Source organism: Pseudomonas sp. MF6394 (assembly GCF_002018845.1).
GTDB lineage: Bacteria > Pseudomonadota > Gammaproteobacteria > Pseudomonadales > Pseudomonadaceae > Aquipseudomonas > Aquipseudomonas lactis.
Map to the genome: position 1 here is coordinate 50,684 of NZ_MVOJ01000037.1, position 19,287 is coordinate 69,970.

At 59.7% G+C, this 19,287-nt stretch carries 21 protein-coding genes and 1 riboswitch; of the genes, 7 read left to right on the plus strand and 14 right to left on the minus strand.

Annotated elements, in window-relative coordinates:
• Positions 1–63 precede the first annotated feature (63 nt).
• The 4 genes from MF6394_RS28055 to MF6394_RS28070 form a co-directional block, all read right to left on the minus strand.
• The gene (locus MF6394_RS28055) at positions 64–1,170 is read right to left on the minus strand and encodes a hypothetical protein (protein WP_078467993.1); all 1,107 of its coding nucleotides are present in this window, start codon (positions 1,168–1,170) and stop codon (positions 64–66) included.
• 485 nt (positions 1,171–1,655) lie between these two features.
• Positions 1,656–1,889 (minus strand): DUF6124 family protein, encoded by a 234-nt coding sequence (locus MF6394_RS28060; protein WP_078467994.1) that lies wholly within the window; start codon positions 1,887–1,889, stop codon positions 1,656–1,658.
• 569 nt (positions 1,890–2,458) lie between these two features.
• Entirely contained in the window at positions 2,459–2,725 is a 267-nt protein-coding gene (locus MF6394_RS28065) for a hypothetical protein (RefSeq protein WP_057700778.1), read from the minus strand.
• A 379-nt stretch (positions 2,726–3,104) separates the two neighbouring features.
• A complete protein-coding gene (locus MF6394_RS28070) occupies positions 3,105–3,338 on the minus strand; it encodes a DUF6124 family protein (RefSeq protein WP_078467995.1) in 234 nt (77 codons plus the stop codon).
• A gap of 443 nt (positions 3,339–3,781) precedes the next feature.
• Here MF6394_RS28070 and MF6394_RS28075 point away from each other — a divergent pair, with 443 nt between their 5' ends.
• Positions 3,782–4,228 (plus strand): GNAT family N-acetyltransferase, encoded by a 447-nt coding sequence (locus tag MF6394_RS28075; protein ID WP_078467996.1) that lies wholly within the window; start codon positions 3,782–3,784, stop codon positions 4,226–4,228.
• On the opposite strand, the gene MF6394_RS28080 is transcribed toward MF6394_RS28075, so the two are convergent.
• Both MF6394_RS28080 and MF6394_RS28085 read right to left on the minus strand, forming a co-directional pair.
• Positions 4,201–4,608 (minus strand): GFA family protein, encoded by a 408-nt coding sequence (locus MF6394_RS28080; RefSeq protein ID WP_078467997.1) that lies wholly within the window; start codon positions 4,606–4,608, stop codon positions 4,201–4,203. The two genes, MF6394_RS28075 and MF6394_RS28080, sit on opposite strands and share 28 nt — an antisense overlap.
• A gap of 145 nt (positions 4,609–4,753) precedes the next feature.
• Positions 4,754–4,987 carry a DUF6124 family protein gene (locus MF6394_RS28085; protein WP_078467998.1) on the minus strand — a complete coding sequence of 78 codons (234 nt, stop codon included), beginning with the start codon at positions 4,985–4,987 and terminating at the stop codon, positions 4,754–4,756.
• A gap of 513 nt (positions 4,988–5,500) precedes the next feature.
• Between MF6394_RS28085 and MF6394_RS28090 the strand changes: the two genes are divergently transcribed.
• Positions 5,501–6,103 (plus strand): hypothetical protein, encoded by a 603-nt coding sequence (locus tag MF6394_RS28090; protein ID WP_078467999.1) that lies wholly within the window; start codon positions 5,501–5,503, stop codon positions 6,101–6,103.
• A 63-nt stretch (positions 6,104–6,166) separates the two neighbouring features.
• Positions 6,167–6,688: a DUF2846 domain-containing protein gene (locus tag MF6394_RS28095; protein WP_078468000.1), complete on the plus strand. Its 522-nt coding sequence runs from the start codon at positions 6,167–6,169 to the stop codon at positions 6,686–6,688.
• A gap of 87 nt (positions 6,689–6,775) precedes the next feature.
• Here MF6394_RS28095 and MF6394_RS28100 read toward each other — a convergent pair whose 3' ends face one another.
• The 3 genes from MF6394_RS28100 to MF6394_RS28110 are packed head-to-tail and all read right to left on the minus strand — an operon-like array spanning position 6,776 to position 10,834.
• Positions 6,776–9,004, minus strand: a complete 2,229-nt coding sequence (locus MF6394_RS28100) for a GMC oxidoreductase (protein WP_078468001.1) — start codon at positions 9,002–9,004, stop codon at positions 6,776–6,778.
• Positions 9,001–9,492 (minus strand): sorbitol dehydrogenase, encoded by a 492-nt coding sequence (locus tag MF6394_RS28105; RefSeq protein WP_078468002.1) that lies wholly within the window; start codon positions 9,490–9,492, stop codon positions 9,001–9,003. The genes MF6394_RS28100 and MF6394_RS28105 overlap by 4 nt, the downstream gene beginning before the upstream one ends.
• A 4-nt stretch (positions 9,493–9,496) precedes the next feature.
• On the minus strand, positions 9,497–10,834 hold the full coding sequence (locus MF6394_RS28110) for a cytochrome C (protein WP_078468003.1): 1,338 nt from the start codon (positions 10,832–10,834) through the stop codon (positions 9,497–9,499).
• A gap of 324 nt (positions 10,835–11,158) precedes the next feature.
• Here MF6394_RS28110 and MF6394_RS28115 point away from each other — a divergent pair, with 324 nt between their 5' ends.
• Positions 11,159–11,722, plus strand: coding sequence for a nucleotidyltransferase family protein (locus MF6394_RS28115; RefSeq protein WP_078468004.1), 564 nt, complete (start codon positions 11,159–11,161; stop codon positions 11,720–11,722).
• 105 nt (positions 11,723–11,827) lie between these two features.
• Here MF6394_RS28115 and chrA read toward each other — a convergent pair whose 3' ends face one another.
• Positions 11,828–13,024, minus strand: a complete 1,197-nt coding sequence (gene chrA / locus MF6394_RS28120; protein WP_078468005.1) for a chromate efflux transporter — start codon at positions 13,022–13,024, stop codon at positions 11,828–11,830.
• Between the two features lie 164 nt (positions 13,025–13,188).
• Between chrA and tspO the strand changes: the two genes are divergently transcribed.
• From tspO to MF6394_RS28135, 3 genes are read left to right on the plus strand one after another with little or no spacing between them, the layout of a single operon-like run.
• The gene (gene tspO / locus MF6394_RS28125) at positions 13,189–13,629 is read left to right on the plus strand and encodes a tryptophan-rich sensory protein TspO (protein WP_032896119.1); all 441 of its coding nucleotides are present in this window, start codon (positions 13,189–13,191) and stop codon (positions 13,627–13,629) included.
• Positions 13,629–14,558, plus strand: a complete 930-nt coding sequence (locus tag MF6394_RS28130; RefSeq protein WP_047711420.1) for an alpha/beta hydrolase fold domain-containing protein — start codon at positions 13,629–13,631, stop codon at positions 14,556–14,558. Before tspO ends, MF6394_RS28130 begins: the two co-directional genes overlap by 1 nt.
• Positions 14,548–15,039: a GNAT family N-acetyltransferase gene (locus MF6394_RS28135; protein WP_047711419.1), complete on the plus strand. Its 492-nt coding sequence runs from the start codon at positions 14,548–14,550 to the stop codon at positions 15,037–15,039. Before MF6394_RS28130 ends, MF6394_RS28135 begins: the two co-directional genes overlap by 11 nt.
• 98 nt (positions 15,040–15,137) lie before the next feature.
• Here the strand turns inward: MF6394_RS28135 and MF6394_RS28140 are convergent, their stop codons facing one another.
• The 4 genes from MF6394_RS28140 to MF6394_RS28155 form a co-directional block, all read right to left on the minus strand.
• On the minus strand, positions 15,138–15,902 hold the full coding sequence (locus MF6394_RS28140; protein ID WP_078468006.1) for an ABC transporter ATP-binding protein: 765 nt from the start codon (positions 15,900–15,902) through the stop codon (positions 15,138–15,140).
• Complete coding sequence (locus tag MF6394_RS28145; RefSeq protein WP_044274732.1) at positions 15,899–16,903, minus strand: FecCD family ABC transporter permease; 1,005 nt, start codon at positions 16,901–16,903, stop codon at positions 15,899–15,901. Before MF6394_RS28145 ends, MF6394_RS28140 begins: the two co-directional genes overlap by 4 nt.
• Complete coding sequence (locus MF6394_RS28150) at positions 16,900–17,910, minus strand: ABC transporter substrate-binding protein (RefSeq protein ID WP_047711417.1); 1,011 nt, start codon at positions 17,908–17,910, stop codon at positions 16,900–16,902. The genes MF6394_RS28145 and MF6394_RS28150 overlap by 4 nt, the downstream gene beginning before the upstream one ends.
• Before the next feature lie 115 nt (positions 17,911–18,025).
• Positions 18,026–18,218, minus strand: a riboswitch (cobalamin riboswitch).
• Between the two features lie 122 nt (positions 18,219–18,340).
• On the minus strand, positions 18,341–19,270 hold the full coding sequence (locus MF6394_RS28155; protein ID WP_078468007.1) for a DNA/RNA non-specific endonuclease: 930 nt from the start codon (positions 19,268–19,270) through the stop codon (positions 18,341–18,343).
• Between the last annotated feature and the right edge of the window lie 17 nt (positions 19,271–19,287).

The window sequence follows — 19,287 nt, forward strand, 5'->3', positions numbered from 1 at the left end:
TACGTAAAATGTGTATTCCCACTGAGCGTTTCAGCTAGTTTCACAATGACTCTTACCGTTATATTAGGACTCTGCCTCACTTCGAAAATATTCTGGAATACCACTAAGTCCATGATCCTTTGCGTTTCCTATCTCATCATCTAGGGAGAGGCCACAGTACTCGCACTTTGCGGCATGGGTGAATCTATACCAATTGAAAGGCGCGCCCTCATCATCAAAGTCGGAATCAGTCTCTTCATGAATGATTAAGGAGTTTGCGCCACAGGTAGGGCATAGACAAACTTCGTAAAAATCCAGCTTTGCCTCTCTCGCTGCGATTCGTTCAGCCCTTTTCTTTTCAGTGTTGTGTAGAAAAAATGTAAATGTAAAAGGCTTTTCGTTCTTGGGGGATTTGGGTAGTTTGTCGTCATATGCGGATCTACCAATTTCTTTAAGATAGGCGACCTTTTCAAGGTTATAGGTCTCGGTAGAAAAATGCTTAACAATCTCATCGATTGGGTCTAGCCCACAATGTGGCGACGCATACTTCCATATTATCTCCTTACCAGCGAAAAACTGGTGAGATACCACGTCACGTACGAAGGGTAGCACGTATTTCCCGACAAACTCATCAAGTGCCGAATACTCTAGAACGTAAAGCCCACGATGCCAGACTCTATTCCGCAGATTGTTAAGTTCGTTCAGCGTATCGAAGTGAGTAGTAATGAATTGGAGGTTGGCATGACCTTCAAGCTTATTGGAACTTACAAGTTCCTTAAGCCTTTTTAGCGCTTCAGAAAACTCGATACTGCGAACTTGCTTCTCTTCATCCGCAGTCAATTTTTTATTATGAAGAAGGCTGTGAAGCACGCCAGCCTTTCCAGGCCCAACATCTGACAGAAGGGGGTGGTCATTACGTAGAAAGCTTTTGCATGCTAGCTCAGCGAAGTGCTGAAAGTGCACTACGGTTTCTGCGTATGCCTCTGCATAATTTAGGGAATATGAATCTATGACCTCCTGCGTGGTTGCGGAGGGGTTTTTGATGCTTGAAATTCGACCACGCAATTTAGCATAAGTTGAAAAAAAAGACTTCATTGCTACTCTCAGAGAGACCAATGCGAGATCATCTTTTCGCATACTGTGATCGCTTAGTTGAAACCCTTTTTTGAGCGTAAATCCTAATGGTGACATGAGGCCTATCCTTTATTTGCAGGCTCTTGATGGTAGCCCTTTGCAATCAAAATCGGAAGATGCATATGTGCGAAAGCATGAAATATTTTTAGCTGCTCGGATATTGATTAGAACGGTGATCTAGGTTGCCGTCACTGCGAATATCATTATCTAAAGAAATAAGTTTCAGTGCTAAGTGTAATTTTTTGTTGTCGTCGCATTGAATTTCACGTAACTCTTAGTAACAGTGAGGGAGCAGGCCACGGTTTCTATCTGCTCATAAAACGACCGCTTTAAACGGAGTTCTAAAGGAGGCAACGGGTCGAAAATGTCCTCCCGCGACCGACTGTTTCTGGCCGAAAGCAGTCGCCGCTTTTGTCATCGCAGAGGATTTTGTGCCGAGGTTGGAATCCACCAACGCCGCCAAGCGCCAAATCGCCGAGTCGTTGTACGTGGCTTACAACGACGCGACGAGTCATCGACCTAATGAGTTGAAGAGCTGATCATCAGCCACGGCAGGGCGCTTCGCGGTCGAGGAGTCTGGCGGTGAGGAGCACGCCCAGCTCGCTCAGTTGGTGGATGGCCAGGGCGATATCACGGTGTTTGCCGTTGAGGTCTTCGGACAGGTCGAGCAGCAGGGTGCTGACGCTGGTGAAGGTTTCGTAGCTGTTGGTGATGAGGGTTTCGTTGCTGGCGTTGGGGGCAACGGTGAAGAGCGTGGTTGAATCTGGTTTGAGCATGTTTGAATTCCTGTTTAGGGCCACCATCCTTTAGCTACTAAACATAAGGGTGGCGGCTGTGCACAGGTTAGTAGACCGGGGAATCCAAACGAAGCCGGCGCACCCGAAGGTGCCCTGCGCACAGCCACCATCAAACACAGACGCAATGTCTGATCGGTGAAGCTTATGCACGTTGTTTGGATTAACCTTCAGGCTACTAAACCCGATCACTGAACAATTCAGCGACCGAGCCACCTTAGAGACGGCCACCTCAGCGCACAAGCCGGCGGATTCTGACGCAGGCGTAGGCAATGGAGCAAGGTGCGGTGAGGGAATCGGATTCTGCCTTCAGGCGCTGCCAATTACGGCGAAGGGGCAGTGCTCAACATGACGCCTGACCCATGGCAGCTTTTTTCAGCGGAAGCGTTGCGGCTAGTGATGGGGCGAGAGTGTTAAGAAATTCGATGCGCCCAGCTGGTCATGCAGCACCGGGTATGGGATGACGGTAGCTTTGAAAAGATAGCGTGAAGTGAAGGCCAGCAAATAACCGTAGGATGGCTATTTGCCGGATTTTAAAGGGGTTTTATACCTTAGCGTTCACTGGTGCCACCAACAGAATCAGATATAACTTTCATGCCGCAGTCAGCGCAGTCTTCCACGGTTGACTTCACAGCATCAACCCGTTCCCTCATATTTTTTGCATCTTTTACTTCCTGCTTCCCTTGCTCAATACGCGCATCATACTTTTGTTGATAATTATCTTTCGTGCAGCCCATATCGTCGGCTGGGCAGCGATCAGCATGAGCGCTGGTTGAGGCTGTGAGGATAAGAAAGGCTGCTAATGTCGAGGCTTTCATGTTTTATTCCTTAAAGTTACCTCATTTTTAACTTCAGAGGAGATATTGAGGTTGTATCTCATCTACGGCGTAGCTATGCGCAAGTACCAAATAAGCGTTATTTGTTCACCTTTTGCCGTCTAGTAACGTGCTCTATTGCACGCCTGAAATAAGTGTAGTGTAAAAATGCCGCAACGAAGGCGTGTGATGGTCACTCAATGCGTTTCAATCTGGTCTGCCTAGTGGGTTCCCGAGAGAAAACAACATGCATATCGAAATGACCGCTTCTGGCAGAAAGCGTCTGCCTTAGCGGCACATTGATTGCCACCAAGGCCATCAGAAGCTAAATCGCCGAGTCATTTTCTGTGGCGTATGACTACGCGGCGAGCTAGAGGGCTAATCATCCGCCAGGGCAGGACGCTTCGCGGTCCAGGAGTCTGGCGGTGAGGAGTACGCCCAGTTCGCTCAGTTGGTGGATGGCGAGGGCGATGTCACGGTGTTTGCCGTTGAGGTCTTCGGAGAGATCAAGCAGCAGGGTGCTGACGCTGTTGAAGGTTTCGTAGCTGTTGGTGATGAGGGTTTCGTTGCTGGCGTTGGGCGCTACGGTATAGAGCCTCGTTGAATCGTTAACCATGGTTAAGTTCCTTGCTTGGGCCACTTCCCCATCGCTACTAAACAATAAGGGCGGTAGCTGTACGCAGGTTAGTAGACCGGTGGAACCTAACAAAACCGGCGCGTCCGAGGACGCCCTACGCACAGCCACCATCAAGCACAGACGGGAGCGTCTGATGGATGAAGCGTGTGCACTTGTTAGGTCTAAGGTGGGCTACTAAACCCGATCACTGAACAATTCAGCGACCGAGCCACCTTAGAGACGGCCACCTCAGCGCACAAGCCGGCGGATTCTGACGCAGACGTAGGCAATGGAGCAAGGTGCGGCAGGGGAATCGGATTTTGCCTTCAGGCACTGCGTGAACGTTTGGGGTTTTCGCGAGCAAGCTCGCTCCTACAGGAGTGTTCATCACCTCAAACGAAATTGTTAGCATTGAACGCGTTTCATATTGGAGGCAGGGATGGATGAAACGATATGAGGTTCAACGGATCACACACCTTCCGCGCCAGATACTAGCGCTGGAAAAGGAAGCCGTTGGCGAGGGTTTCAGGTTCCTCACGCGTCTGATTAACGAATGGCACTCTGGAGCAAACCGCTTTGATGCACCCTGCGAGTGTCTGATGGCGGTTTATTTGAATCAGCAACTGATAGGCATCGGCGGTCTTTCAGTTGATCCCTATGCTGACAATAATGTGGCCAGACTGCGACGGGTGTACGTCGCAGCGTCGGCAAGGGGGCAACACGTCGGGCAGGCGCTGGTAAAGGCGCTTGTTGAACGTGCCGCTCTCAGGTTTCAGGTCGTGCGTCTTTTCACGGATACGGCTGAAGGAAGCGCCTTTTATGAGCGCTGTGGCTTCAAGCGAACAGATGATGCCCGGGCGACTCATATCATGCGGCTTGGCGGTTTCTGAGGCGGGTAGCTGCACCAGTGGACTGCGGAGTCGACATGAACGTGTTTTTGCTTTTCAGCTATGAAGGGCGTATCGAGCGTGCCCAGGGCTATCGACACCCAGTCGGCGAATTCCCCTTGAGACCGCGACCAGAACAATGCCGAGCCGCAGTGCGTGCAAAATTCGCGCAACACTGCCTCTGAGGATGCATAGGTTCTGATGCTGTTGGCGCCGGAAAGTACCCGTAGTGCGTCGCGGGGAACACTGCCGTAAGAAGCGAATGCGGCCCCGTGACTTTTGCGGCACTGGCTGCAATGGCAGTGGCTCACTGATTTGGGCGTGGCGGATAGCTCGTAAGTGACGGCTGCGCATAAGCAGCTTCCCTGGTACACCGTTGTCATTCGCTTTTCCCGTCATGCGAAAAACGTCAGCGTAACCGTCCCGCTCTAGCCAGTCGACCTACCCATCAAACCAAACCGCCGAGTCGCTGTAGGTGGCTCACGACGACGCGGCGGTTATCGGGCTAGCAAGTTGAAGGGCTACTTATCAGCCAGGGCAGGGCACTTCACGGTCTAGGAGTCTGGCGGTGAGGAGTACGCCCAGTTCGCTCAGTTGGTGTATGGCGAGGGCGATGTCGCGGTGTTTGCCGTTGAGGTCTTCGGACAGGTCGAGCAGCAGGGTGCTGACGCTGGTGAAGGTTTCGTAGCTGTTGGTGATCAGGCTTTCGTTGCTGGCGTTGGGGGTAACGTTGAAGAGGGCACTTGAATCTGCTTTTGACATGAGTAGACATCCTGAGTGATGCCACCACCTTTCCGCTACTAAACAGTGGGTGGCAGCTGTACGCAGGTTAGTAGACCGGTGGATATCTAAAGCCGGCGCGCCCGAAGACGCCCTACGCACAGCTACCATCAAGCACAGACGCAATGTCTGATTGATGAAACTCATGCACTAATAGATACCCAAGCTCAGGCTACTAAACCCGAATCACTGAACAATTCAGCGACCGAGCCACCTTAGAGACGGCTACCTCAGCGCACAAGCCGGCGGATTCTGACGCAGGCGTAGGCAATGGAGCAAGGTGCGGCAGGGGAATCGGATTTTGCCTTCAGGCGCTGCGTTATCGTTTGGGTTTTTCGCGAGCAAGCTCGCTCCTACAGGAGAGGGTTGTTATCAAGGTGCGGGGAGCTGGACAATAGAGGCCGACGAGCCAGCAACGAAGCACCAGATGTGCGAACGTTTGGTTCGCTCGGCTGGGTTCTACGAACTGCAAGATTACTGATCGGAAAAAAACCAATGCTAGGGAAAGTCAGCAGTAAATATCTCGTCTGGGGCGCGGTCGCGCTCTGCGTGTCTCTTCTGTCCGGGTGCGCTACGTCACGCTACGACGGCAAGCACGCACCGGACCCAAGTAAGGCGATCATTGTGGGTTCGATTGGTGAGAGCTTTCCGATGATGCAGCCCCATGGGCTGGTGGTTGAGATCAAGCAACAGGGAGCCCCGGGCACCGTATTACGGTTGACGACGCTGGGCAATGAAGACGATCAGCCATCCCCCTCTGTGCTGGGCCATTACTTCATGTATGAAGTGCCGCCGGGTGAGTATGAGTACACGCAGTGGCATTACGTGTATTACGCGGGCAAGTCGATGCCGCGCCCGGTGCCTGCGGTTTTCTCGGTGAAGGCCGGGGAAACTCTCTATATCGGTGATCTGCGCGTCGATGCCCTGCGCTTTTGCCTGTCCAACGTGAACAATGCCGAGGACACGGTGCAGGCGCTCAAGCGCAAGTACCCGATGCTCAAGGACCGGAACATCGTGAATCTGACGCCGAAGAGCGGTTTTGCGCCTTGGCCGAGTTCTGATGCCACTGACTTCGGTAAAGGGTTGTGCACGATCTGAAGCCGGTACCGGTGACAGTCATCAAACCCGACGCCCATTGATCCACGTACAAGGAATTCATGCATGAAGCGCTCTACGCTACTCTGGGCCAGCCTGTTCGCAGGCCTGGTCTCACTGACCGGTTGCATCAGCGGTCCGGACCTCAAAGGCCAACCGTTCTTCACGTCACCGGCTGAACCTCGTGCGGATGAGGCCACGGTTTACTTTTATCGCACGGCGGCGAGCATCGGTGGCGGGGTGGCCCCGACCATTCAGGTCGATGGCCGCGCTGTCGGCAGCTTGCCTTCCGGTAGTTTTTTCAAGGCCGGCATTCCCGCCGGCAAACACAGCATCGCCTCCACGTCGCCACCGATCATCAGCGGTATGGTTAACCAGCGTTTCGATATCACCGTCGAGAATGGGAAGGTGTATTACATCGCCGACCAACTCAGCACCTCTGACTACAAGGATGGGCAGACCTTGGGTGAAGTCGACGGCCGTCGTTTCAGCGGGACAATGTTTTACTCGCGCTACGCGCTTGTGCCTGCCGAGGAAGCGCTGCGTTCTATCAAGTGGTGCCAGGAGTTGCCGGCAACCGCACGGTAACCACGCGTCCAACTTCATCAAAAGCCAACTTGCCGACAGAAAACAACCCCACAATACCGCGGCATTGTGGGGTTGCTATGCCAGCGCCTACACCGCCCCGAAACGCACCTCCACCGACAGGCTGCCCTGGTTATCGCTCAGGCCAGCCCCGTAACGCCCGGACAGGTCGTCATTGATGCACAATTGCAACTCCCCCTGCTGGCCACGCGGCAATTGCGCCTGGTTGCCCACCAGGAACGGCGCGCCGCTGGGGCCGATACGCCCGATCAACGCGCCTTCCGCTTGACCGGGCAAGGTATAGCCGGGCTTGGCGGTCAGGCCTGGGTGGCCTGCCGCGCCGACCATCCCGGTGCCCGGGTTGGCCGTCCACTGCCCACCGGTGCACACCGCCAGTTGCCAGCTCTGTCCGTTGACCTGCACGCCGGTGCCTTGCCAGGGGTCTCTGGCCTGCACCTGCACGGTACGCTTGAGCAGGTCGCTGGCGACTACGTCGGCGGCCTGGAAGGTCAGCGCGGTGATGGTCAAGGTCGGGTTGGCGGTGCCGGTGGAGGGGAACACGCCGTCGCCGACCAGGAACAGGTTGGGGTGGTCCCAGCTGCGCTGGTCTTTGTCCACCACCGACTTGTTGCGGTCCGAGCCCATGCGGTAGGTGCCCATCAGGTGGCCAGCGCCGTAGAAGGCGTAGTTCTGATGGTCGTAGTTGAACACCGTTTGCGCGACGAGCGTGGGGTCGAGTGTGGGGTTCAGGTTGGTCAGCTCGGTGGCACCCATCAGTTTGGTGATGATATGCGTGGCGGCCAGGCGCGCCTGCTTGAAGCCCTCCTTGGTGTAGTCGGACAGTTCGTAGGCGATCTCTGGCCGAGGCAGGCCCAAGCCGTCGGTGAAATGCTTGCTACTCTCCACCCGGCACAGCGCTTCGTCGGGCTCTTTCTCCACCTGCTCGATCAAGAAGGCCAGACGGAACTGGCGGGTCAGCACGCTGTTGAGCTTCTGCACCAGCGCCACGCCGGACAATGCCTCGCTCTTGTGGTTGGCGCCGCCATTGTTGTCGCCGTCGATAAAATCGCAGACCGTGGTGTACGGATCATTCGCCGACCAGTTCCAACCCTCGTTGCCGATCTCGATACGCCAGGCGGCACGCGTGCTGCGGAACGCACCGTCGCGCATGTCTTCGATCCCTGAGGTGGACAGTGGCCCACGGAACGGAAACAACGGCTTGCCTTCGGGCATCAGGCCCCAGGCCAGGTACACAGGGTGGTCGGCCAACGACTTGCCGACCTGGCCGCTGCTGTTGGCGACCCCTTTTGGGCTGTGCGGGCCGATGGAGTTGAGCAGCAGCTTGGGTGTTTCGATCGCGTGGGCGGCGATCACGTAGCGCTTGCCCTGAGCCGTGCCGTGCTGTTGCGTGCCGTTGTTCTGGTACTGGATGAAATCGATCCCCGTGACCCCGTTGGCATCCACCTGCACCTTGCTCGCCACGCACTGGTAGAGGATCCGCACATTACCGGTATCCAGGGCCTTGGCCATGGTCACGGTGGCGTCGTATTTGGCCTGGATTGGGCAGATCGGCGTGCAACTGGTGTTGCCGGCGCATACCCGGCGGCCGTTGTCGTTCTGTGAGTTACGACCGGCTGGCGTTTGCCGCACGTTGAGGGTGAAGCCCTGGTACTGCTTGTCATTGATGGCCTTGCCCACGCCCTGGTCGACCAACGATGGAGGAATGCCGTGCATGCTGTATTGGTAGCCCTGGGGGAAGGTCACGCCCAGGTAAGTCTGCGACGTCACATCGGCAGAGACGCCCATCTCTTCCTCGGCGCGGCAGTAGGCGGTCTGCAGGTCGTCGTAGCTGATCGGCCAGTCGACCCCGACCTTGTACTTGCTCTGCATACGAAAGTCGTTGGGTAACAGGCGCAGAGCCGTGCCCATCCAGTGCCACATGGTACCGCCGCCCACCCGCTCGTAGGTGCTGGCGAACAGTCGCGGCCCGTTCTGTACCAGGTAGCTCTTCTGCACCTTGTCCTTGTCGTGGCTGCCGGCGGTGATCAAGTCCTGGATAGTCGCTCGCGGGGCGAACTGTTTGGCCGGGGTCTGCTCGCTCTGCTCCGGTGGGTAGGGCGACTCGGGCGCCTTGAGCACGGCCGTGTAGAAACGCTCCAGGTACTCGCTGCGGTTAGGCGGTATCGCCGGGCCCGACTCGAGCACCAGCACTTTCAAGCCGGCCAGGCCCAACTGGTAGGCCATGACGCTGCCGGCCATGCCGGCGCCCACGACGATCACATCGGCGGTTTCGATGTTCTGGGTGTTTAGAGTGCTCATGGCTGCTGCCCTTCCTTGGCGTCGACACCGGTGAATTGCTTGAGGGTCGGTGGCTGCTCGGCCCAGTAGCCGAAGTGGTACTCGCTGTAGCCCATGGGGTGGGATTGAGCGATCTTCCACGCCCAGCTTTCCTTGTAAGCCTGGTCGGAGACCACGCGGATGTCACCCGTGTGGGCGGCGCCTTGGTCATAAGGCTGGTACCAGCTGCCAAGCAGCCACAGCTTCATGATCGAGCGGGCGCCTTTGGCGATCTGCGGGTCTGAGTTGCCGAGCACGGTGCTTGCGATTTGCTCAGGCGGTTGGCTCTTGATGCTGGCGAACAGCGTCAGCAGGTTGCTGAACGCAGCGGTGCCCATGCCTTGCTCGGCAGTGGCCAAGAACAGCGGCGGCAGTTTGATCGGGTCGAGGGTCGGCGCGAGCAGGTCGGCGGCTAGGCCAGTGAGCGCAGCAGACAGGTCGATGAAGTCTTGCAGGTTCGGGTCGCTCATGGCATCACTCCTTGGCACCGGTGGATTGGGCACGTTCAAGCAGAAAGGTGAAATCGGCGAAGCTGGTGCGCGGGGACTGGGTCACCCGGGTGGTTGCGTTGTTGTGGCACTCCATGCAACTGGATGAGGCCTGCGGCGTAGTGCCCTGGTTGTAGGTTTCCAGCGTGGCGTTGGCCAGGAAGTTTGGCGCAGGCGTGCCCAGCGGGTTGGTTGGCGACGGCACCTGGCAGTCATCGGCGGGGGCGGTTGGCCATTGGGTGCTAATCAACTGGTAGTTGGCCCACACCGTGCCCTTGAGCGCGCCTTGCCATTGCGCATTGAGCTGGTGGGTCGCGGCGGTGAGCGGTATTTCTCGCACGATCTGCGAGGGTGTGGCTTTCTTCGACGGGTCCCACGGTTGCGCGGGCGGCTCGTTCACCGGGCGGTCGCTGGCCTGGGCGTTGTAGAACAGGTAGGGGCCCTTGCGCTCGTTCATGGGTGTGGTTTTTTCCGGCACGTTGCGCACGTGCTCGAAGCTTGACCACACCCACTGCGGCGCATCTTTGGTCTTGTGCACGATGTGCAGGCCGACCAGCCCGACCTTCTGCGCGTTGCACGATTCGGGGATCACCGCGCCCTTGTTCGTGTCGGCGTTGCCGGGGGTATAGACCAGGGCATCGATGGCATGGAATTCCTGCGGGTTGTCGTTGCCGCCGAGTACCTTCCAGGCCGATTTGACCATGATCGCGCCGACATGCTTGTCCTTCACGCCGCAGGAGAAGGCGATGCGGTTGTCGGCCTTGCTCAGGAACGCTTGCTGGCCTTCCTTGCTATAGAGGCCATTGTTGACGATGTTGTCGAACATTGGCTGGTTGACCATGATCGCGTTGCGCGTGTAAGTGCCGCTCTGGTCCACCAGTGGGCCGGTCTTGAACGGCTGGATGAATTCGTCGAGCACACCGGCAACCTTGCCCATCTGTTGCAATACGGGCAGGTCACCCTTGCCTTGGCAGGCGGCGGGTGGCGGCGTGTGCTGGTCCCAGGCGAGCGGCTTCTGGCCTTGGGGCAGGAAAATCGCGTAGCTCTCCTTCCACGACTCCCACACCGTCTGCCCCGGCGCGCCGATCTGCGCCGAGGTGTTGGCGCTGCCGTCGGCGTTGGCGGGCCAGTTCAGGGCGACGAAGGTCTGCCACGACAGCACGTCGAAATCGTGTTGCAGGTTGTCCAGGGTGAAGGGGGCATTGGCGGTGACGTCGAAGGGAATCGCAGGTGACAGCGGCGGCGGGCTGGCCGCATCGGCCATGGCGAGCACGCTGGTGAAGCTTGCACCCAGGCACGCCAACCGTTTCAAGGTTATTTTCATTATCGTCTCCTCAGCAGATAAAGCGTCGGGACGACGAGGCGTACTGGCCCTTCATGGACCGATAGTTCAGCGTTATCCCTTACGCTAGGCTGAAGGCTAGCCGTTGCGCTAAAACCCTCAGCAATATCCGACTAAAGGTAGGGATAAGCAGTATCGGCGCCCGGCGGCAGATGCACGTGTAGGCAATGGCGCAAGGTGCGGCGGGGGAATCGGATTTTGCTTTCAGGCGCTGCGTGATCGTTTGGGGTTTTCGCGAGCAAGCTCGCTCCTACAGAAGTGCCATATTCCGGTGTTATGGTTGGCGCTGACGATGGAGGATTGAACATGACATTGAGTGTCGACACCCTGCTTGAATTGGCGATGGCCAATCCGATCAATGCGCAAATCACGGCGCGGCTGCCGGAGCTTGGTGTGCAGCAGTGCATGCTCACGGCGGGCTGTTTGTTCCAGGCGGTGTGGAACCATCAGGCGAATCTGCTGGCCGATCAGGGCGTGAAGGACTACGACGTTTTTTACTTTGACGAGGACCTGTCCTACGAGGCGGAGGACGCGGTAATTCGTGCGGCGCAGGTGCTATTCCAAGACCTGGGCGTGAATGTGGAGGTCAGGAATCAGGCGCGGGTACACCTTTGGTATGGGCAGCGGTTTGGCCGGCCCTATCCACAGTTGCATTCGGCCAGGCAGGGCGTTGATCGGTACCTGGTGGCGGGCACGTGCATTGCGCTGGAGATTGCCTCGGGCGAGCTGTATGCGCCTTATGGCTTGGAGGATGTGGAGCAGGGGCTGTTGCGTATCAACCCTTTGCATCCGGAGCCGGCGCTGTTTTTGCACAAGGCCAGGAGTTATCAGGCGCGTTGGCCATGGCTCAAGATAGTCGAGCCGGGCTGACCCCCAATGCTGTAGGAGCGAGCTTGCTCGCGAAAATCGTTAACGATAACGCGTGCTTCCTGAATAAACGCGGCGTCTGTGAGTTTTTCGCGAGCAAGCTCGCTCCTACAAAAGTGCCGCGCCGAGTAGGCCGCAACTTATTACTACCAGCCATGGCGGCAGTTTCCACACCATCAACGCGACCAGTGCAAGCAACGCCAGGGCGAGGTCATAGCCATTGAAAATCGCACTGGTCCACACCGGCTGGTACAGCGCCGCCAACAGCAGGCCAACCACTGCCGCGTTCACCCCGACGAGCGCGGCCTGGGTACGCGGGCTTTTGCGCAGGCTGGCCCAGAAGGGCAAGGCGCCGAAGATCAGCAGGAACGACGGGGCGAAGATCGCCAGCAGCGCTATCACCCCGCCAAGCCAACCGCTCGGGGCGTGGGTCATGGAGGCGCCGAGGAAGGCGGCGAAGGTGAACAGCGGGCCGGGCACGGCCTGGGTGGCGCCGTATCCGGCGAGGAATACATCGTTGCTGACCCATTGGCTGGGCACCACTTCGGCTTGCAGTAGCGGCAACACCACGTGGCCGCCGCCGAATACCAGCGCACCGGTGCGGTAGAAGGCGTCCACCAGCGCCAGCGTGGGGTTGAGCGCCCATGTGGCGAGGAGTGGCAAACCCACCAGCAACAACAAAAACAGCATCAACCACAGGGCTCCGGCGCGGCGGCTGATGGCGATGGGCAGGGCGTCGGGCTCGTTGCTGTTCTCGGGCTTGAACAACAGCAGGCCAGCCACGCCTGCGACCACCATGACCCCGACTTGAGCCCAGGCGGAGGGCTCCAACAGCACCACGCACGCAGCGGTCAACATCAACGCCACCCGCAAAACACCTCGGCACAAGTTGCGTGCCATGCCCCACACGGCCTGGGCCACCACCGCTACGGCGACAACCTTGAGCCCGTGCAGCGCGCCAGGGGGCAGGGCGCTGCCGTAGTGGGCCAGCCCCAGGGCAAACAGAATCAGGGCGATGGCCGACGGCAAGGTGAACCCGGCCCAGGCTGCCGCCGCGCCACGGTAACCTGCGCGGGACAGGCCCAACGCGATACCGACCTGGCTGCTGGCCGGGCCTGGGAGGAACTGGCACAGGGCGACCAGCTCGGCATAGCTGCGCTCGCTGAGCCAGCGGCGGCGGGTGACGAACTCTTGGCGAAAATAGCCCAGGTGTGCAATTGGCCCGCCGAAAGAGGTGAGGCCCAGGCGCAGGAAGATCAGGAACACTGACCAGGGACTGCTGCGGTGATCGGCAAGCTGGGGCAAGGGGATATCTCGGGCAACGGTGCTGGATGTTGCCGACCATAACCAATTTTCATGACGCGTAGAAGCGCGGGTATTTTGCCGCCCCCATTGAATTTATTCGCGGTTGTTTGAGTCACTTAAAAGCAGTGTACTGTTTTCCATCCACTGGACCTCAAGGACCGACCATGACCTTTTTCATCTTCCTGCTTGCCTGCGCCGCCGCCGCCAGCACTGGCGTGATCTTCAAACCCGGCGCCTGGTACGAGTCCCTGGTCAAGCCCAGCTTCACCCCGCCCAATTGGTTGTTCCCAGTGGCCTGGACGATTATCTACCTGCTGCTGGCCTGGGCCGGTTACCGCTTGACCCTGATCCCCGGCAGCGAAATGGTGTTGGCCCTGTGGGCGGCGCAGATCGCGTTGAACACGCTGTGGACGCCGGTGTTCTTCGGTGCCCATCGGTTGCTCGCCGGTATGGTGATTATCGTGCTGCTGTGGCTGACCGTGGCGGCGATGGTGCTGCTGGCCGTGCGCCTGGACCTGATTACCGGGCTGATCCTGTTCCCGTATCTGGTGTGGCTGTGCGTGGCCGCGGCGTTGAACTTCTCGATCCTGCGTAACAACCGCTGATGGCCTACCAGCATTGGCCCGCCAGCGAGCCCGAACTGGCGCAGATGCGCCGCTTCAATCAGAAACTGGCGTGGACGCCGCGCTTCAAGATCCGCAACCGCGTCACGCCGCGCCTGATCCAGGCACTGCTGCGCGCCAGCCAGACGTTCAAGAAGGCGCCTGTGGTGGAGCTGAAAAAGGTAGGCAGGGTGCCCGTGCGTATCCTGCGCCCCAGCGGTAAGCCCAGAGGCGTGGTGTTGGATATCCACGGCGGTGGCTGGGTGATCGGCAATGCGCAAATGGATGACGACTTGAACCTGGGCATGGTGAGTGCCTGCGACGTCGCGGTGGTGTCGGTGGATTACCGGCTGGCGGTCGATACACCGATTGAAGGGCTGCTGGATGATTGCCTGGTGGCGGCGCGTTGGCTCTTGGCCGACTGCCCGGAGTTTGCCGGCCTGCCGGTGATTTTTGTCGGTGAGTCGGCCGGCGGGCACTTGGCGGCGGCCACCTTGTTGGCGCTCAAGCCATGGCCCGAGTTGCTGCAACGGGTGAGCGGGGCCGTGCTGTACTACGGCGTTTACGACCTGACCGGCACACCGAGCGTGCGCACGGCCGGGCCGGACACCTTGTTGTTGGACGGGCCGGGCATGGTCGACGCGCTGCGCCTGCTGACGCCGGGGCTCAGCGACGAAGCGCGCCAGCAGCCGCCGTTGTCGCCCTTGTATGGAGACTTTGAGGGGTTGCCACCTGCGCTGATGTTTGTGGGCGAGTTGGACCCGCTCAAGGATGACACCCTGCTGATCGCCGAGCGATGGGCAGGCGTTGAGGCGCATCTGCTGCCGGAGGCGGCCCATGGCTTTATTCATTTTCCGGTGGCGATGGCCGACAGAGTGTTGGCGTACAGCCGCCAGTGGATAACAGATCGAATCCTTGGCAATGGCCGTTAGCATTCAAGCGGCCAAAGCCGCTGATATTCCCGAGGTGCTGAGCTTCGCTTTGCAGGCTCGCGATGAGCTGTTTCCAACGCTCAGCGCAACCGGAATACCCCATGATCTGGCGCAGTTCGAAGCCGTTTACGTTAAGGGTGGGGGGCAGTTTTTGATTGCCCGCGCCGACGGCCAAATCGTGGCTGTGGTGGGCTATCGGCCTTATGACGGTCGTTTTCCCCAGTTGGACTATCAGGGCTGCAAGACAGTGGAAGTGGTGCGCCTGTACGTGCGCCCGGCGTTCCGTCGCTTGGGCCTGGCGGGCCAGTTATACCGCTCGTTGGAGGCGCTGGCGCGGGAGGCGGGTGTGGCAGTGGTTTACCTGCACACCCATCCGTTTCTGCCGGGTGCGATTGATTTCTGGCGGCGTCAGGGGTTCGAGGTGGTGGATGTCGAGGCAGACCCGGTCTGGCACACAACCCATATGCACCGGCTTCTGTAGGAGCGAGCTTGCTCGCGAAAAACGTCAACGATAACGCGTGTTTCCTGGATGAACGCGGCGCCTGTGGGTTTTTCGCGAGCAAGCTCGCTCCTACAGGTTCAGTTGGAGCGCAGGCGCAGGATGTGTGCGCCGTCGAACGGGTCCGTCAGGTAATGCCCTTGCACCCCGAATGTCTCTTGCAAACGCTGTGGCGTCAGCACTTCCAATGGCGTACCCAGCGCCACCAGTCGTCCGCGATCCAGCACGGCCAGGCGATCACAGGTCAGTGCCTGGTTCAGGTCGTGCAGCGCAATCAAAGTGGTCACTGGCAAGCCTTGCACGCCTTTTAAAATCGCCAGTTGATGTTGGATATCCAAGTGATTGGTCGGCTCGTCCAGCAACAAAATCTGCGGGCGTTGCGCCAGGGCGCGGGCGATGTGTACGCGTTGGCGTTCGCCACCGGAGAGGCTGCGCCAGGCGCGTTGGCTCAGGTGGGTGGCGTCTACGTCATGCAGGGCCTGGTGCACGATGGCGTCGTCTTCACGCGACCACGGGCTCAGCGCCGATAGCCAGGGCGTGCGGCCCAGGGCTACGGCGTCGAACACACGGATGGCGTCGTCGGTATCGGCCTGTTGTTCCACCACCGCCAATTGTTGCGCGATGGCGCGGCGTGATAACGCTTCCAGACGCGTGCCGCCCAGGCGCACTTCACCGCTGGCCGGCGGGCGCAAACCGGCGAGCAGTTTGAGCAGGGTGGACTTGCCCGAGCCGTTCGGCCCGACGATGCCCAGGGTTTCGCCCGCCTGCACGTCCAGGTCGATACTGTGCAGCAACTGGGCCTCACGCACCTTGAAACCCAGGCCGCGGCAACTGAGCACGCTCATCGGGCGTTCCTCCGGCCAATCAAAATCAACGCAAACACCGGCGCGCCCACCAGTGCCGTGACCACCCCAACGGGAATCACTTGGCCCTTGATCAGGGTGCGTGACAGCACATCGGCGGCGATCAGAAACAGCGCGCCGCCCAAGGCACTGGCCGGCAGTAACCGTGAATGCCCGGTGCCGAGCAACAGGCGTGCAGCGTGGGGAATCACCAGCCCGACAAAACCAATGGAGCCGACGATGGACACCATCACCGCCGTGACCAACGCCGCACAGGCCACCAGCACAAATTGCACGCGGCGCACCGCAATGCCCAGGGAGGCCGCCGAGTCGCTGCCAAAGGTGAACGCATCCAGTGCGCGACGATGCCACAGGCACACCGCCAGGCCCAGCGCCGCCACCGGCACCGCCAACCACACCGACGGCCAGCGCACGCCGCTGAGGTTGCCCAGCAGCCAGAACATAATGCCGCGGGCTTGTTCGGAGCTGGCCGACTTGGTGATGAGGAACGCAGTCAGGGCATTGAACAATTGCGAGCCGGCGATGCCCGCGAGGATGATCTGCCCGGTGCCGCTGGACGATCCGCTGGCGCGGGCGAGCAGAATCACCAGCGCAAACGCGGCCATGGCGCCGACAAACGCCCCTGCCGACAACGACACCAGCCCACCGCCCACACCGATCAGCACGACGAGCACCGCACCGGTGGAGGCGCCGGCGCTGATGCCCAACAGGTACGGGTCTGCCAGCGGGTTGCGCAGCAACGATTGCAGGATCACCCCGCAGGTCGCCAGCCCGGCACCGCAGGCTGCGGCCACCAGGGTGCGGGTCAGGCGGTAGTTCCACACCACGCCCTCATCGATCGGGTCCAGCGCATAGCCCGCGGCCCAGAGCTTATTGGCCAGCACCTGCAACACCACCTGCGGTTCGATGGCGGTTTCGCCGATGGCCACGCCAGCGAGCAGGGCGAGCAACAGCAGGGCGAGGGCAAGGAGGGTGCGCATCATTGGCCCAGGTCGTAGCCGTCGATGGCGGTAGCGAGTTGTTCAAGGCCGTCGAACGTGCGCAGGCTGGCCTGCAGTGCCAGGGCGTCGAGGATGATGATGCGGTTGTGTTTCACCGCGTCCATGTTGCGGGTGACGGGGTCGCTGCGCAGGAAGGCGAGTTTCTTCTCGTGGTCGTCGGCGGGGTAGCGGCGACGGTCCATGCGTGCGATCACCAGGAAAGTGGGGTTGGCCTTGGCGATGGTTTCCCAGCCGACGGCGGGCCATTCTTCATCGGACTGCACCACGTTGTGCAGGCCCAGGGTGTGCAGCATGAATTGCGGCACGCCTTTATGGCCGGCCACATAAGGGTCGCTGGCCATCTCGGCGCTGGAGAACCACACCAGTGCGCTGGCTTGCTTCAAGCCTTTGCCCTGGGCGGTGGCGATGGATGCGGCCAGGCGCGCCTTGAGCTGATCGTTCAACTGTTGGCCGCGCGCCTGCACGTCGAAGATCTGCGCCAGTTGGTGGATGCTCTGGTAAATCGTCTCGATGCGAAACGGCTGCAACCGCGTGCCGTCGGCGCCGACCAGGTTGTCCTTGGCCTCGCAATCGGACGGCAGCACATAGGTGGGGATCTTCAACTCATGAAATTGCTCACGGGTGCCGACCACGCCTTGCGGGCCCACCACCCATTCCAGTTCGGCCGCCACCAGTTGCGGGCGCTTGGCGATCACCGCTTCAAAGCTTGGCTCGTTGTTGGCCAGGCGCTCGATGCGGTCGTTCTGGGCTTTGTACTGTGGCAACACGTTGTTGAACCACAGCGAGGTGCCTACCACTTTATCGCCCACGCCCAAGGCATAAAGCATCTCGGTGGCGGCCTGGCCGATGCTCACGCTGCGGGCGGGGGCTTGTTGGAAGGTCAGGCTGCTGCCGCAGTTTTCCACGGTCAGCGGGTAGTGGCTTGGCGCGGCGTGGGCCAGGGCGCAGGCGCTCAAGCCTGCGAGCAGGGCGGTAACACGTGGCAGCATGGGGCGATCTCCGAGTGAGCCAGGGGTGCAGCTGGGGAGTTACGGCTCGGAAATACGCCCTGGGACGCTACAGGTGTGCAGGGCCAGGATGTCCTTCCCGGACACCCCGCCGGTTAGTGATGTTGCTGGGCCGGCAGGTCTCCTGACTGATGCGTCATCGCCACGCCCCAGCCTTCCCGGACGAGGTCCAGTGGCATTCAGGGGCAGGCTCAGCACCTACAGTTGCGGGGGCAGTTTCGATTGACGCCTGGGCGGCGTTTCGAATTCCCTATTAGTCCCACGTGGGAACCGGCGCCGGTATGGTAAGCGATCACGCCCTGTAGGAGCGAGCTTGCTCGCGAAGAACTTGAGAACACCGCAGGGCATCAGGCGCCCCTGCGTTATCGTTGACGATCTTCGCGAGCAAGCTCGCTCCTACAGGGGGCACTGGTTAGAGTCGAATGTCTTGGGGGCCGCGGATCAGGGCTTCGATGCGCGTGCCGGTGGCGCGCTCTTCGTTGCTGAAGCCGTCGTAGTCAGCCAGTTGGCCGAAGCGAATGCCGGTCAATTGCTCGATCGCAATCACACTGCGTTGGTAGGTTCTGAGCTGGCCGAACACCAGGTCCAATTGGTCCAGCTCGCGGCGCTGGTCGATCATGTAGGCACTGGCGGACGGTTTGCCGTCGTCGCTGAGGTAGGCCACCACTTTCCAGAATGCCTGGGGGATTTTTACCCCGCGATACACGCGGTCGTTGTCGCTGAACACCGGGCCGCTGAACACCGTGGCCCGGGCTTTCCAGCGCTGAGTGTTGTCGAGGATATAGTCCTCGAGTTCCAGCCAGGTCTTCTGGTTGAAGCCGCTCATTTGTGGCGAGCAGTTGGTGAAGTGGAAGGTGTCGAGGTTGGCCGTGGTCGCGTCGTCGCCCCAGTTGGGGTCTTGGCGGCGCACCAGGTGGCCGCGGTCCAGGCCGTTGCCGGCGTACAGGTCTTCACCGACCTGGGCGTCGGTGGGCAGGCGGCCATCGTAGGCCCAGGTGTCGTTGCTGCGCACGATGTCCACATGCTTGGCGCCGTCGATATTTACCCCCACGTACAGCGCCAGTCGTCGAGAGCGCGACATGGTGATGGAGAAATGCGTGTAGTCCAGGCGCTTGGGTTGCACGTCGCCCGCCAGTGGCTCGCCAACCGTGGGCCAGGGCACCACGAAGTCGCTGAGGAAGTCGTCGGCGTAGCCAACGCGGTTTTTGAGGTCCTTGGCCGCTGTGACACGCGGCGTCGCGGCTCTGGCTTCCAGCAGAGTGGGGGTGGCCGCGATCAACGGTCGCAGGTCGGCAAGCCTGGGGCGGTGCTTCAGGTCGATTTTGACTGTGCGGGCGGGCATGGGCATGTTCCTTATGG